The sequence below is a fragment of the Pseudomonas sp. SWRI92 genome (assembly GCF_014268685.1).
Lineage (GTDB): Bacteria > Pseudomonadota > Gammaproteobacteria > Pseudomonadales > Pseudomonadaceae > Aquipseudomonas > Aquipseudomonas marvdashtae.
This window is the reverse complement of sequence record NZ_JABWQY010000009.1, coordinates 158,034-171,553: the sequence shown is the minus strand read 5'-3', so window position 1 is coordinate 171,553 and position 13,520 is coordinate 158,034. Positions and strand designations below refer to the sequence as shown.

At 61.4% G+C, this 13,520-nt stretch carries 13 protein-coding genes; 9 read left to right on the top strand and 4 right to left on the bottom strand.

Annotated elements, in window-relative coordinates; genetic code table 11:
- Nucleotides 1–55: 55 nt before the first annotated feature.
- Complete coding sequence (locus HU762_RS16085) at nucleotides 56–2,440, bottom strand: hybrid sensor histidine kinase/response regulator (RefSeq protein WP_186638671.1); 2,385 nt, start codon at nucleotides 2,438–2,440, stop codon at nucleotides 56–58.
- Nucleotides 2,441–2,743: 303 nt separating this feature from the next.
- On the opposite strand from HU762_RS16085, the gene HU762_RS16080 reads away from it, so the two are divergent.
- From HU762_RS16080 to HU762_RS16065, 4 genes are all read left to right on the top strand, one after another.
- Nucleotides 2,744–3,541 (top strand): hydroxymethylpyrimidine/phosphomethylpyrimidine kinase, encoded by a 798-nt coding sequence (locus HU762_RS16080; protein WP_186610833.1) that lies wholly within the window; start codon nucleotides 2,744–2,746, stop codon nucleotides 3,539–3,541.
- 15 nt (nucleotides 3,542–3,556) lie between these two features.
- Nucleotides 3,557–4,183: a thiamine phosphate synthase gene (thiE, locus tag HU762_RS16075; protein ID WP_186638669.1), complete on the top strand. Its 627-nt coding sequence runs from the start codon at nucleotides 3,557–3,559 to the stop codon at nucleotides 4,181–4,183.
- A 26-nt stretch (nucleotides 4,184–4,209) separates the two neighbouring features.
- The gene (hemL, locus tag HU762_RS16070) at nucleotides 4,210–5,493 is read left to right on the top strand and encodes a glutamate-1-semialdehyde 2,1-aminomutase (protein WP_186638667.1); all 1,284 of its coding nucleotides are present in this window, start codon (nucleotides 4,210–4,212) and stop codon (nucleotides 5,491–5,493) included.
- A gap of 217 nt (nucleotides 5,494–5,710) precedes the next feature.
- Nucleotides 5,711–6,265, top strand: coding sequence for a tetratricopeptide repeat protein (locus HU762_RS16065; protein WP_186638665.1), 555 nt, complete (start codon nucleotides 5,711–5,713; stop codon nucleotides 6,263–6,265).
- Between the two features lie 154 nt (nucleotides 6,266–6,419).
- On the opposite strand, the gene HU762_RS16060 is transcribed toward HU762_RS16065, so the two are convergent.
- Nucleotides 6,420–6,749 (bottom strand): DUF1820 family protein, encoded by a 330-nt coding sequence (locus HU762_RS16060; RefSeq protein WP_003185742.1) that lies wholly within the window; start codon nucleotides 6,747–6,749, stop codon nucleotides 6,420–6,422.
- Between the two features lie 133 nt (nucleotides 6,750–6,882).
- On the opposite strand from HU762_RS16060, the gene miaB reads away from it, so the two are divergent.
- From miaB to lnt, 5 genes are all read left to right on the top strand, one after another.
- The gene (gene miaB / locus HU762_RS16055; protein WP_186638663.1) at nucleotides 6,883–8,211 is read left to right on the top strand and encodes a tRNA (N6-isopentenyl adenosine(37)-C2)-methylthiotransferase MiaB; all 1,329 of its coding nucleotides are present in this window, start codon (nucleotides 6,883–6,885) and stop codon (nucleotides 8,209–8,211) included.
- Between the two features lie 124 nt (nucleotides 8,212–8,335).
- Nucleotides 8,336–9,346 carry a PhoH family protein gene (locus HU762_RS16050; protein ID WP_186610828.1) on the top strand — a complete coding sequence of 337 codons (1,011 nt, stop codon included), beginning with the start codon at nucleotides 8,336–8,338 and terminating at the stop codon, nucleotides 9,344–9,346.
- Nucleotides 9,339–9,797 carry an rRNA maturation RNase YbeY gene (gene ybeY / locus HU762_RS16045; RefSeq protein WP_186610827.1) on the top strand — a complete coding sequence of 153 codons (459 nt, stop codon included), beginning with the start codon at nucleotides 9,339–9,341 and terminating at the stop codon, nucleotides 9,795–9,797. Before HU762_RS16050 ends, ybeY begins: the two co-directional genes overlap by 8 nt.
- Nucleotides 9,798–9,836: 39 nt before the next feature.
- Nucleotides 9,837–10,676: an HlyC/CorC family transporter gene (locus tag HU762_RS16040; protein ID WP_186610826.1), complete on the top strand. Its 840-nt coding sequence runs from the start codon at nucleotides 9,837–9,839 to the stop codon at nucleotides 10,674–10,676.
- A 27-nt stretch (nucleotides 10,677–10,703) separates the two neighbouring features.
- On the top strand, nucleotides 10,704–12,227 hold the full coding sequence (lnt, locus tag HU762_RS16035) for an apolipoprotein N-acyltransferase (RefSeq protein WP_186638661.1): 1,524 nt from the start codon (nucleotides 10,704–10,706) through the stop codon (nucleotides 12,225–12,227).
- Nucleotides 12,228–12,278: 51 nt separating this feature from the next.
- On the opposite strand, the gene HU762_RS16030 is transcribed toward lnt, so the two are convergent.
- Together HU762_RS16030 and HU762_RS16025 are read right to left on the bottom strand one after the other, a co-directional pair.
- Nucleotides 12,279–13,040 carry a YdcF family protein gene (locus HU762_RS16030; RefSeq protein ID WP_186638659.1) on the bottom strand — a complete coding sequence of 254 codons (762 nt, stop codon included), beginning with the start codon at nucleotides 13,038–13,040 and terminating at the stop codon, nucleotides 12,279–12,281.
- Nucleotides 13,041–13,143: 103 nt separating this feature from the next.
- Nucleotides 13,144–13,464: a hypothetical protein gene (locus HU762_RS16025; protein WP_186638657.1), complete on the bottom strand. Its 321-nt coding sequence runs from the start codon at nucleotides 13,462–13,464 to the stop codon at nucleotides 13,144–13,146.
- Between the last annotated feature and the right edge of the window lie 56 nt (nucleotides 13,465–13,520).

The window sequence follows — 13,520 nt, the reverse complement described above, 5'->3', positions numbered from 1 at the left end:
TCAACAGGGGTTCAGTTAAGCACCGCCCCCTGACCGATCAAAGTGGCATATGCGCCTAAATATCGGCGCTTTCGCCCTGCCTCGGACAAAGTACCCGCCGTTGCAAGATGGCTTGCAGGACCTCGAATTTTACCGGTTTGCTCAAGTAGTCGATCAAGGCACCCGAAGGGCAACGTTCCTGGTCAATATTCGGGCTGACCACCAGCACGGGCAAGTCCTCGCAACCGGACAGCGCACGGACTTGGCAGCACAGCGACACGCCGTCCAGCGGTGACCGCTGGCAATCGAGGAGCACCGCGTCAAAGCTGTCGCCCTGTAGCAGGTCCAAGGCTGCGCGACCGCTGTCAGCCGTACGCACCCGATAGCCCAGCTTGAGCAACATGCCGCGCATGACCAACTGATCGATGTTGTTGTCGTCCGCCAGCAATACCGTGCAGTCCTGAGGCCGGCGAGAACCCTGGCGGCCATTGAACGAAAAAGGCGTCGGGACCGCCGCCGGCAGCGCCATGTCGAATTCCACGTCCAGCTGGAAACGACTGCCGCGGCCCGGTTCCGAGGTGTGGGCCAGACGCCCGCCGAGCAACTCGACCAATTGCCGACAGATCGCCAGGCCCACACCGAGGCCGCCGTATTCGCGGGTCATCGAGCCGTCGAGCTGGAAGAAGCGCTGGTACAGAGTTGCCTCGCCAAGGTCGGTAAAACCGATGCCGGTGTCGATCACGGCGAAAGACAGCACCAGCCGATCGAGCTCCGACGGCCGGCCAGTGACTCGCAGCGCGACGCCGCCTGCGCGGGTGAACTTGATGGCATTGTCCAACAGGCATTCCAGGCATTGGGCCAGTTTGCCGCTGTCACCCAGGAGGCGATCCGCCAGGCCGGGGCTCACGTCCACCCTGAAATCCAGGCCCTTGGCTGCTGCGTTGGCACCAAACTGGACCTGCAAGGCGTCGACCACCCCACGCAGGCTGAACGGCGCCGGATAGACCTTGAGCTTGCCGGCCTGCAACTCGGTGAGGGTGAGGATGCCGTTGACCATGCGCATCATGTCCCGCGCCGAACCGGCGGCGGTCTGTTGATACTGGGTCAGTTCCTCGTCCATCTCGACGGTCTCCATCAACTCCAGGGAGCCGATTACGCCGTTCATTGGCGTGCGCAGCTCGTGGGTCAAGGTGGCGAGGAATTCATCCTTGAGTTTGTTGCCCTGGGCCAATTGCTGGTTGAGCACTTCGAGCTTCTGCCCGGCGTCGAACAGCGTCTGGGCCTGTTGCTCGCGCATGGCGTTGATACGGTCCGCCAGGGCCAGGGACAACAGCGCCACTTCGATGGCCGAGCCGATCTGGCTGGCGTACATGGTCAGGAAGATGTTCGGCAGGTAGCCCAGCACCATCAGCGTATTAACGACGCCCCCCAGCAGAAATGCCGACCAGGCGATGATGAAGTAACGCGCCACCCGCAGGCCTCGCCACCAAGCGAACAACCCGGCGGCGAAAATCACCACGGTGAACACCAGGGCCAATGCCGTCGCCAAACGCAGCGCCAGCGCATAGCTGGTCATCAGCGACAAGCCCACCACCACGGCACTATAGGCAATCAGCACCAGCAACAAGCGATCGAGCCAGCGGCTGTGTTCGGCGGTTTGCAGGAAGCTGCGGGCGAATTGGCTGCCAAACAAGCCCGCGCAGCCGATGAAAAACGGCGTCGCGGCGTTGGTCCACCAAGGGTTGTCCGGCCAGAAATATTCGACCGCCGCGCCGTTGACCGAGAGCTGATACAGGCCGAACGAGGCGATGTAGAAGATGTAATAAAGGTAGCTGGTGTCGCGCACGCTCAGGTAAATGAACAGGTTGTAGACCAGCATTCCCAGCAGCACGCCATAAATGATCCCCAGCACGTACAAGCGCACCGGCTGTTGTTCCAGATAAGCGGTGCTCGACCACAGCGTCAAAGGCGCCTGGATTGAACCCTCGCTTTGCAGGCGCAGGTAGACGGTCTGGCGTTGATCAGGCTGAAAATCCAGGCTGAACAAGTAATTGTTCTGGCGCACCTCACGGCTGGCGAACGGTAGCGCGTCACCTGTCTGGCGCACGAGGCGATACGCTCCAGCATCATTGGGCAGGTACAGGTCGACGTGATCCAGCGGCGGATATGCCAGTTCCAGCAACCAGGTCCGCTGGGCAGCCGGGTTGCCAGGGCGATAGTGCAAGTCGACTTTCAGCCAGAACGCCGACCGTGAGTAGCCTGCGTTCAGCGTGGCTTTGTCATGGGATTTGAAACGATTCGCCGCAGCCTGGGCCAGGATGTCCTCAATGGAGGCCGTGCCGCTGGAGTCTTCAAGCACCTGCAGGGCGTGGCCCAAAGGCAGGCTTTGGGTAAATTCATCAAATTCGAGGGCACTTGCCAAGGGGGACAAGCACAGCAGCAACATCAGCAAATAGCGCATTTAAGCCCCAGCGTGGCCTGTCCGGTTGAGTCAGGAAGCCCCCCATTCCCTGAGTAGACGTAAAACCGGCATTACCTGTTATTGGTTGGATCCATCTGTAGCATAGCCGTTGATGGCCAATTTGCACCACGGAAATTTATCCCACAGGAGGCTCTAGAACGGGCGTTCCAGAGCAAACCATTGAGATAGAGCTGTTGCTTTGGTCAGGTTGCAATTTCGTCGGCGCCGAGTTCGATTGTGGCGAGGCCTTCATCGTCACAGGTAGGCGCAGATCGGAGAGGTTTGGTGATAAGCTCGCGCACCATGAATATCTACAGCTCTCGCCCCGTTGTCCTCTGTCTCTCCGGCCACGACCCCAGTGGTGGCGCCGGCTTGCAGGCAGATATCGAAGCCCTGCTTGCCCAGGGATGTCATGCCGCCCCGGCCGTTACCGCATTGACCGTGCAAGACACCGTCAACGTGACCGATTTCCGCGTGCTCGATCGTGAGTGGGTGCTGGCGCAAGCCAATGCCGTGCTCAACGATTCGCCCGTTGCGGCGGTCAAGCTGGGGATGCTCGGCTCACTGGAAATGGTCGACACCGTGGTCGAGCTGCTCCAGGCGCACCCGCATTTGCCGATGGTCTGCGACCCGGTGCTGCGCGCTGGCGGTGGCGGACGGCTGGGCAAGGATGAAGTCGGCTATGCCATGCGCGAGCGCCTGCTGCCCTTGGCAATCATTGCCACGCCCAACCTGCCGGAAGCGCGCATCCTCGCCGAACTGCCCGAAGGCAGCGCCGACGAGTGCGCCGAAAAACTGCTGCCCTTCGTCAAGCACCTGCTGATCACTGGCGGTCACGGCGACGAGCATGAAGTCCATAATCGCCTGTACAGCCGCGACGGGCACCGCCAGACATTTACTTGCCAGCGTTTACCCGGCAGCTATCACGGCTCCGGCTGCACCCTCGCCAGCGCCCTGGCCGGCCGGCTGGCTCAGGGTGAACAGCTTGCCAGCGCGGTAAAGACCGCGCTGGACTACACCTGGCGCACCCTGCGCGATGCCGAACAACTGGGCAAAGGCCAGTTCGTACCGCGTCGCCTGCCGCTGGATTTCTGCTCGTAGCACAGGAGCTGTGGAATGAAACTACGTGGCCTTTATGCCGTGACCGACAGCCAGTTGCTGGCCGGCAGGTTCCTCGCTTATGTAGAAGCCGCGCTGGAAGGTGGCGTGAGGCTGCTGCAATACCGCGACAAAAGCAGCGACGAAGCCCGGCGTCTGCGAGAAGCCGAAGCGCTGCGCAACTTGTGCGAGCGCTACAAGACCCAACTGATCATCAACGACGACGCCGAACTGGCCGCGCGCCTGGGCGTCGGCGTACACCTGGGCCAGACCGATGGCCCACTGGCGCCGGTGCGGGCGTTGCTAGGGCACAAGGCGATTGTCGGCTCCACCTGTCACGCCAGCCTGGAGCTGGCTGAACAGGCCGTCCGCGAAGGCGCCAGCTACGTTGCGTTCGGGCGTTTCTTCAATTCCAACACCAAGCCCGGGGCGCCTGCCGCAAACCTTGAACTGCTCGAACAGGCTCGCATCAAACTGCATATACCGCTGTGCGCCATTGGCGGCATTACCCTGGAAAATGCCGCCCCGCTGGTGGCTCACGGGGTCGATCTGCTCGCGGTGGTCCACGGTCTGTTCGGCGCCGACAGCACTGCTGAAGTGACACGCCGCGCCCGCGCCTTCAACGCCCTGCTGCAAACCAAATAGTCAATTCCGATTTCGAGAGCCCTACCATGTCCCGTTCCGAAACCTTGTTTGCCAATGCTCAAAAACACATCCCCGGCGGCGTGAATTCCCCGGTTCGTGCATTCAAGAGCGTCGGCGGCACCCCGCTGTTCTTCAAGCACGCCGAAGGTGCGTACGTCACCGACGAAGACGACAAGCGCTACGTGGATTACGTGGGTTCGTGGGGTCCAATGATCCTGGGCCACAGCCATCCGGACGTCCTTGATGCGGTGCGCAAGCAGCTGCAACACGGCCTGTCCTACGGCGCCCCGACCGCGATGGAAACCGAGATGGCCGACCTCGTCTGTTCTATCGTGCCGTCGATGGAAATGGTGCGCATGGTCAGTTCCGGCACCGAGGCGACCATGAGTGCGATCCGCCTGGCGCGCGGCTACACCGGCCGCGACAGCATCATCAAATTCGAAGGCTGCTACCACGGCCATTCCGACAGCTTGCTGGTGAAAGCCGGTTCCGGCGCGCTGACCCAAGGCGTGCCGAGCTCTGCGGGCGTGCCGGCGGCGTTCGCCAAGCACACGCTGACGCTGCCTTTCAACGACCTGGAAGAAGTCGAGAAAATGCTCGGCGAGGTTGGCCAGGAAGTGGCTTGCATTATCGTCGAACCGGTGGCCGGCAACATGAACTGCGTACCGCCGGCGCCAGGTTTCCTCGAAGGCCTGCGCAGCCTGTGCGACCAGCACGGTGTGGTGTTGATTTTCGACGAAGTGATGACCGGTTTCCGCGTTGCCCTCGGCGGCGCCCAGGCCCATTACGGCGTCACGCCGGACTTGAGCACCTTCGGCAAGATCATCGGCGGCGGCATGCCAGTGGGCTGCTTCGGCGGCAAGCGCGCGATCATGGAATGCATCGCCCCGCTGGGGCCGGTGTACCAGGCCGGCACGCTGTCGGGCAATCCGCTGGCTATGGCCGCCGGCCTGACCACCTTGCGCCTGATCAGCCGCCCGGGCTTCCACGCCGAGCTGACCGACTTCACCACTCGCCTGCTCGATGGCTTGCAAGTGCGCGCCGATGCGGCAGGGATTCCGTTCGTCACCACCCAGGCCGGCGGCATGTTCGGCCTGTATTTCAGTGGCGCCGATGACATCGTGACCTTCGACGACGTGATGGCCAGCGACGCCGACCGATTCAAGCGCTTCTTCCACTTGATGCTCGACGGCGGCGTCTATCTGGCGCCAAGCGCCTTCGAAGCCGGCTTCACCTCCATCGCCCATGGTGAAGCGGAGTTGAAGATCACCCTTGATGCGGCCGAACGGGCCTTTGCTGCGCTGAAGTAAGGCTGTGGATAACTGACGCTGGCTGACACCAGCGTCAGCGATTGCCGATCGTCCTGGCGCTTTTTCCTACGTATTCAACCGAGAAGTGGCCGCCGCCGTTCCCTCGCAGCAGAAAAACGAGTAAAGACTTTGTAAGGATGGCCCTGCTTATTTCATAATGCGCGCTTATTGGATCCCCCGGTGGGTCCACGCGCCCCTCAGAGGTAAGTCGATTCTCATGAACCGCACCGGCCGCACCCTTGCCTTGGGCTGCCTGTTGGTCCTTCAGCCCCTGCTCGCTCACGCACAGGCAGGCGGTAACTCGTTGTTGATCCCGGCGATGGGCCGTTGCACGCTCAACACCCAGCCACAAGATCTCGCACCGGCACTCGACGCCTGTCGAAAAGCGGCCGACGACGGTGATGCACAAGCGCAATACGAGCTGGGTGAATTCTACTACGATGGCAAGGCCGCGCCGCGCGACCTGAAGCTGGCCCTCAGCTATTTCGAAAAAGCCTCCCTGCAAGGCCATCCCCAGGCGCAATACAAGCTCGGCGGCATGTTCTTTCATGGTGAAGGCGTGCCGGCCAACAACGTCCAGGCTTACATCGTCCTGAAGATGGCGGCGGTCAACGGCGCCGAAGAAGCCTTGGACACCGCCGACGAAGTTGCCGAGCAAATGCCCCGTGACGAGCTGGAGGTGGCGACCCAGGTACTGGGCCAGATCTTTCGCAAATACCTGATGGAATTGCAAAACGCCGACGGACGCACGCCGTTCTCGCCGCTGCCCTGAATCCGCCATGTCCCCTGTGACGAGGGAGCTTGCTCCCGCTGGACCGGGCTATCGCTCCAGTGCGAAGCGCTCCCAGAAATCTTAGGGCCGCTGCGCAGCCCAGCGGGAGCAAGCTCCCTCGCCACAAAGGGCTACGCTCAACTTATCGACAGGTTTACTTCTCAGGCATCGGCATCGGAAACGGCATCACATTGCCGACCGCGCCACGGGCTTCGCTGATTTTCGGCGTGCCCAGGCGCTCGACTTCGTCGATGCGCACGATCGAATGCATCGGCACGAAGCTGCGCACCACACCTTCGAATTGCGCCTTGAGCTTTTCCTCGCTCGGATCGACGACCACTTGCGTGCGCTCGCCAAAGACGAATTCCTCGACTTCCAGGAAGCCCCACAGATCACTTTGATAGATCTGCTTGGCGTACATTTCGAACACCTGGCCCTGGTTGAGGAAAATCACCTTGTAGATTGGAGCTTCACGTTTGGTCATGGCTGGCGAAACACATCGGCGGGTAAAAATGAGGGCGCGAACTATACCATAGCCATTGCTCGCACAACGGTAGGAACCGGGGGACTTGTTGCCTATAATGCGCGGTTCTTTGAATCACGTGATGAACCCGTCCATGGCCAAGAAGCTTTACATCGAAACCCACGGTTGCCAGATGAACGAGTACGACAGCTCGCGCATGGTCGACCTGCTGGGTGAACACCAGGCCTTGGAAGTCACCGCTCGCGCCGAAGATGCGGACGTGATCCTGCTCAATACCTGCTCGATCCGCGAACGCGCCCAGGACCGGGTGTATTCCCAACTGGGCCGCTGGCGCGAACTGAAGCTGGCCAACCCGGAAATGGTCATTGCCGTGGGCGGTTGCGTGGCCAGCCAGGAAGGCGCCGCCATTCGTGACCGCGCACCCTATGTAGACGTGGTTTTCGGCCCGCAGACCCTGCATCGCCTGCCTGAGATGATCGACGCCGCGCGCGCGACCAAATTGCCGCAGGTGGACGTTTCGTTCCCGGAAATCGAAAAGTTCGACCACCTGCCCGAACCGCGCGTCGACGGCCCGAGTGCCTATGTATCGGTGATGGAAGGCTGCAGTAAATATTGCACCTTCTGCGTCGTGCCCTATACGCGGGGCGAAGAAGTCAGCCGGCCGTTCGACGACGTGATTGCCGAGATCATTCACCTGGCCGAAAACGGCGTGCGCGAGGTAACGCTGCTGGGGCAGAACGTCAATGGTTATCGCGGCCTGACCCACGATGGGCGCCTGGCGGACCTCGCCGAACTGATCCGGGTCGTGGCAGCGGTAGAGGGTATTGACCGCATCCGCTACACCACCTCGCATCCGCTGGAGTTCTCCGACAGCCTGATCCAGGCCCACGCCGAGGTACCTGAGCTGGTCAAGCACCTGCACCTGCCGGTGCAATCGGGCTCCGATCGGATCCTGTCGGCCATGAAGCGCAACCACACGGCGCTCGAATACAAATCCAAGCTGCGCAAGTTGCGGGCGGCGGTGCCGGGCATCTGCATCAGCTCGGACTTTATCGTTGGCTTCCCGGGCGAAACCGAGAAAGATTTCCAGCAGACCATGAAGCTGATCGAAGACGTCGGTTTCGACTTCTCCTACTCCTTTGTGTATAGCCAGCGCCCCGGCACGCCGGCGGCTGACCTGGTGGACGAGACGCCGGAAGAGGTCAAGAAAGAACGGCTCAACGCCTTGCAGCATCGATTGAATCAGCAGGGTTTCGAAATCAGCCGACAAATGGTCGGGTCGATCCAGAGGATCCTGGTCACCGACTACTCGAAAAAAGACCCGGGCGAATTGCAGGGCCGGACCGAGAACAACCGGATCGTCAACTTCCGCTGCGATACTCCGGCGCTGATAGGCCAGTTCGCCGACGTACACATCGACGCCGCACAACCGCACTCCCTGCGCGGCTCGCTGGTCCAATAGCCTGGGTCCACAATGAATTGTCAGTCCCTGTTATCGGATTGCGCCGTTTAAGAGCTTTCGCACCCAGCCTACTGGCGCTATCCTTGATTTCACCTTAATTGCCCCTGGGCGGCTAAAAACGACCTTGAACGCACCCATCGAACCACATCGTTTCATTCTCGAGCCCTTTGAGGCTCGCCGCTTCGCCAATCTGTGCGGGCAATTCGACGAGCATCTGCGCTTGATCGAACAGCGCCTGGCCATCGAGATCCGCAACCGCGGGAACCAGTTCGAACTGATCGGCGAACCCAAGCACACCTCCTCCGCGGAAAACCTCCTGCGCCGTCTCTACCGGGAAACCAAGGGGAGCGAGCTGTCGCCGGACATGGTCCACCTGTTCCTGCAGGAATCGGCTGTCGAAGAACTCGACAACCACGCCCCCGCGGAACCTGCGGTGGCCCTGCGCACGAAAAAAGGCATGATTCGCCCACGAGGCTTGAATCAGCAGCGCTACGTGAAGGAAATCCTGGGCAACGACATCAACTTCGGCATCGGCCCGGCCGGTACCGGCAAGACCTACCTGGCAGTGGCCTGCGCAGTCGATGCGCTTGAGCGTGAACAGGTGCGACGCATCCTGCTGGTGCGTCCGGCGGTCGAAGCGGGCGAAAAACTCGGCTTCCTGCCTGGCGACCTGAGCCAGAAAATCGACCCTTACCTGCGACCTCTCTATGACGCGCTGTATGAAATGCTCGGTTTCGAATACGTCGCCAAGCTGATCGAACGCCAAGTCATCGAGGTTGCGCCACTGGCCTATATGCGCGGTCGCACGTTGAACAACAGCTTCATCATCCTCGACGAAAGCCAGAACACCACCGTCGAACAGATGAAAATGTTCCTGACCCGGATCGGCTTCGGCTCCACCGCCGTCATCACCGGGGACATCACCCAGGTCGACCTGCCGCGCGGCACCAAGTCCGGCTTGAACCACGTGATCCAAGTGCTCAAGGACGTCCCAGGCATCAGCTTCACGCATTTCCTGCCCAAGGACGTCGTGCGTCATCCGCTGGTGCAGCGCATCGTCGAAGCCTACGAGCGCTTCGAGAACCGCGAGGACGAGGCCCTGCCCGCCGACAAGGGCAAGCGCCACGATGCTTGAACTCGACTTGCAACTGGCCAGCGAGCAACCCTCTCCCAGCGAAGCCCAGTTTCGCCAATGGTGCGAACTGGCCCTGCGCCAGCGCAGCGCCGATTCGGAACTGACGATCCGCTTGGTGGATGAACCTGAAGGCCGCGAGCTGAACCACACCTGGCGGCAGAAAGACTATGCCACCAACGTGCTGTCGTTCCCCGCCGACGTGCCCGACGAGTTGCTCGATATCCCATTGCTGGGCGATCTGGTGATCTGCGTCCCGGTGGTGGAGCGCGAAGCCGCCGAACAAGGCAAGACTTGCGAAGCCCACTGGGCTCATCTGGTGATACACGGCTGCTTGCATTTGCTCGGTTACGACCATATGGAAGATGAGGAAGCCGAGGAAATGGAAGCACTGGAACGGACGTTGCTTGCAGAGCTGGGTCATCCCGACCCTTATGCCGGCGACGAACACTGATACATCAACTGTAACGACAAAGGATTCAGAGTAATCGCTATGAGCGAAGATCGATCGACCAACGGGCAGAAGTCATGGCTGGGCAAGCTCACCCAGGCTTTTGCCCATGAGCCGAAAAACCGCCAGGAGCTGCTGGAGCTGCTGCGCGACGCACACCAGAACAAACTGTTGGACAGCGAAGCGCTGGCCATCGTCGAAGGCGCCATCCAGGTCGCTGACTTGCAAGTGCGGGACATCATGGTTCCCCGCTCGCAGATGGTCAGCATCAAGGCGACCCAGACACCCCGCGAATTCCTGCCCGCCGTGGTCGACTCCGCTCACTCACGCTACCCGGTCGTCGGCGAGAGCCATGACGACGTCATGGGCGTGCTGCTGGCCAAGGATCTGCTGCCCTTGATCCTTCAAGAGAACGGCGACAGCTTCAACATCAAGGACTTGCTGCGTCCGGCCACCTTCGTGCCCGAGTCCAAGCGTCTGAATGTACTGCTGCGCGAGTTCCGCGCCAATCACAACCACATGGCCATCGTCATCGACGAATACGGCGGCGTGGCTGGGCTGGTGACCATTGAAGACGTGCTCGAGCAGATCGTCGGCGACATCGAGGACGAACACGATGTCGAAGAAGACAGCTACATCAAGCCGCTGCCCAGCGGTGATTTCCTGATCAAGGCCCTGACGCCCATCGAGAACTTCAACGAGTTCTTTGACAGCGAGTTTTCCGACGATGAGTTCGATACCGTCGGCGGCCTGGTGATGAGTGCTTTCGGGCACCTGCCCAAGCGCAACGAAACCACCGAGATCGGCTCTTGGCGCTTTCGCATCCTGAACGCCGACAGTCGTCGGATTCATCTGCTGCGCCTGTCGCCCATTGCCCGTTAAACCCCGCGAGCCCCGCTAAGGACACACATGCGTTGGATAACCCGCCCCGGCTGGCCCGGTAACCTGCTGGCCGTGGCGGCCGGCGCGATCACCACCCTGGCTTTGGCGCCCTTCGACATCTGGCCGCTGGCATTGCTGGCGGTCGGGTTGTTCTATGCCGGCTTGAAGGAACTCTCGCCGCGCCAGGCCCTGGGCCGTGGCTGGTGCTTCGGTTTTGGCTTGTTTGGCGCCGGCACCAGCTGGATCTACGTCAGCATCCATAACTTCGGTGGCGCCTCGGTGCTGCTCGCCGGACTGTTGATGCTGCTGTTCATCGCCGCGATCGCCTGGTTCTTCGCGCTACCGGCCTGGCTTTGGGCGCGCTGGTTGCGGCGCAACGAGGCGCCGCTGGCCGACGCCCTGGCCTTCGCCGCGCTGTGGCTGGGCCAGGAAGCGTTTCGTGGCTGGTTTTTGACCGGTTTCCCCTGGCTCTACTCCGGCTACAGCCAACTCGACGGCCCCCTGGCCGGCCTCGCGCCGCTGGGCGGGATGTGGCTGATTTCCTTCACCCTGGCCTTGACCGCCGCGCTGCTGTACAACGCGCCCGGCTTGGTTCGTAGCGGCCGCAAAGGCTTTATTGCGGCAGGCTTTGCACTGCTGATCGGCCCTTGGATCGTCGGCATGGCACTCAAGGGCCACGCCTGGACCAGCCCATCGGGCGACCCGCTGAGCGTCGCGGCGATCCAGGGCAACATCGAACAAAGCATGAAGTGGGACCCCGAGCAGCTCAACGCGCAACTGGCGCTGTACCGCGACATGAGTTTTGCTTCCAAGCGCGTCGACCTGCTGATCTGGCCGGAAACCGCGGTGCCAGTGCTCAAGGATTCCGCCCAGGGCTACCTGGACATGATGGGCAACTTCGCCGCCGAGCGGAATTCGGCGCTGATCACCGGCGTGCCAATTCGTCAGTTGGTCCGCCATGAGAAGCGCTACTTCAACGGCATCACCGTGACCGGCGAAGGTGACGGCACTTACCTCAAGCAAAAGCTCGTACCGTTCGGTGAATACGTGCCGTTGCAGGATCTGTTGCGCGGGCTCATCGCGTTTTTTGATTTGCCCATGTCGGATTTCGCTCGCGGGCCGGCCGACCAGCCATTGTTGCAAGCCAAGGGTTACCAGATCGCGCCCTTCATCTGCTATGAAGTGGTCTATCCCGAATTCGCCGCCAGCCTTTCCGCGCGCAGCGACTTGTTGCTGACCATCAGCAACGACACCTGGTTCGGCACCTCGATCGGCCCGTTGCAGCATTTGCAAATGGCCCAGATGCGCGCCTTGGAAGCCGGCCGCTGGATGATTCGCGCCACCAACAACGGCGTGACCGGCCTGATCAACCCTTTCGGCCAGATTACCGTCAGCATCCCGCAATTCGAACGCGGCATCCTCTACGGCGAAGTAGTGCCGATGCACGACCTGACGCCTTACCTGCAATGGCGCTCGTGGCCGCTGATCATCTTGTGCGTGTTGTTGCTGGGCTGGGCGTTGGTGGCGGCACGGATGGCCAGGACAGTTTAAGGTTTTCGATAATCCTTGTGGCGAGGGGATTTATCCCCTCGCCACAAGTGCTCAGCGGTAGAACAACCGATAACCCACCTGCCCCACCGCCTCGTTCATCAACTGCCCGGACTGCCAGATCGATTTGAATTCCGGCATCCAGCCGCCCAGCGGACGGGCATTGTCCTGCCCCAGGAATCCCATAGGCGCAGGGACGACCTCGAAGCCCGCCCGCTGGAAACTCCAGACCGCGCGCGGCATATGCGAGGCGTGGGTCACGACGACCACGCGCTTGATGCCTTCCGCAAGCAGGATCCCGGCACTCATCTGCGCATTTTCCCAGGTCGTGCGGCTGCGCTCCTCCTGCCAGCGCACGGTCACGCCAAAATCCTCGCGCATCGAGTCGGCCATCAGCTTCGCTTCGCTGGGCGGGGTGCCGTAATGCAAGCCGCCGGTTGTCAGCACCGGCAAGCCTGAAGCCTTGGCCAACCGCGCCGCATAACGCTGGCGCTCCAGCCCGATGCCGGTGGGCTGGTCGGCGCCCCAGGCCAGATCGCCGCGCTCGCGGCCCGAGCCCAGCACCACAATGGCGTCGGCGCGCTGGGCCAAGGTCGCCCATTCGCTACGTATTAACGGCGGTTCACGTTCCAATGCCTTGGCGCTCCATTGCACCACGACTGGCAGGCTCATCAGCCAGAAACCACCCAGGCCCACGACGAAACACACACGGGCCAGGCGCGGCCGGGAGTCGCGCCACCACCAGGCGAGCACCAGCAGCAGCAAAAGAATGCCGGGGGGCAGCAAGAGTTGTTTGATGAAATAGCGAAACGGCATCGGGCATCTCCATAGATGCCCGAAGCCTAGGTGGGTTGCCGCAAAGCGGCAATGGATTCCAAAAATCTCGAATCAAAAAAAAGCGACACGCGTGAATCCGGCGTTACTTGAACTGCAGGGACCGGACCTTTACAGCATCCTTGTCGGGCGTCCGATCCTTGAGCCAGACAACCTTGGCCGAACGGGGCGCATCAAGACGCTTGTTTGCCTGGGCCTCGCAGGTGGAGGCCTGATGCCCGACCTGCTCAAGGTACGCCTTGACCAGTTCGAACTCTGCGGGGCTCAAGCCGCGCAGCTCCAGCTCTGCCGGGCGTTCATCACGCAAACGACCGGCGGTTCTAGCAGCGTCCAGGGCCACCCCAAGACGATCGATCAGTTTTCCGTACAACTCAGGTGTAGCGACTTTTCGTTGTGATTCAACCATCCCTCACCTCATTGAAGATAAGACTCACTCCCCATTGAGAAGCTTAGCTTCGCTGG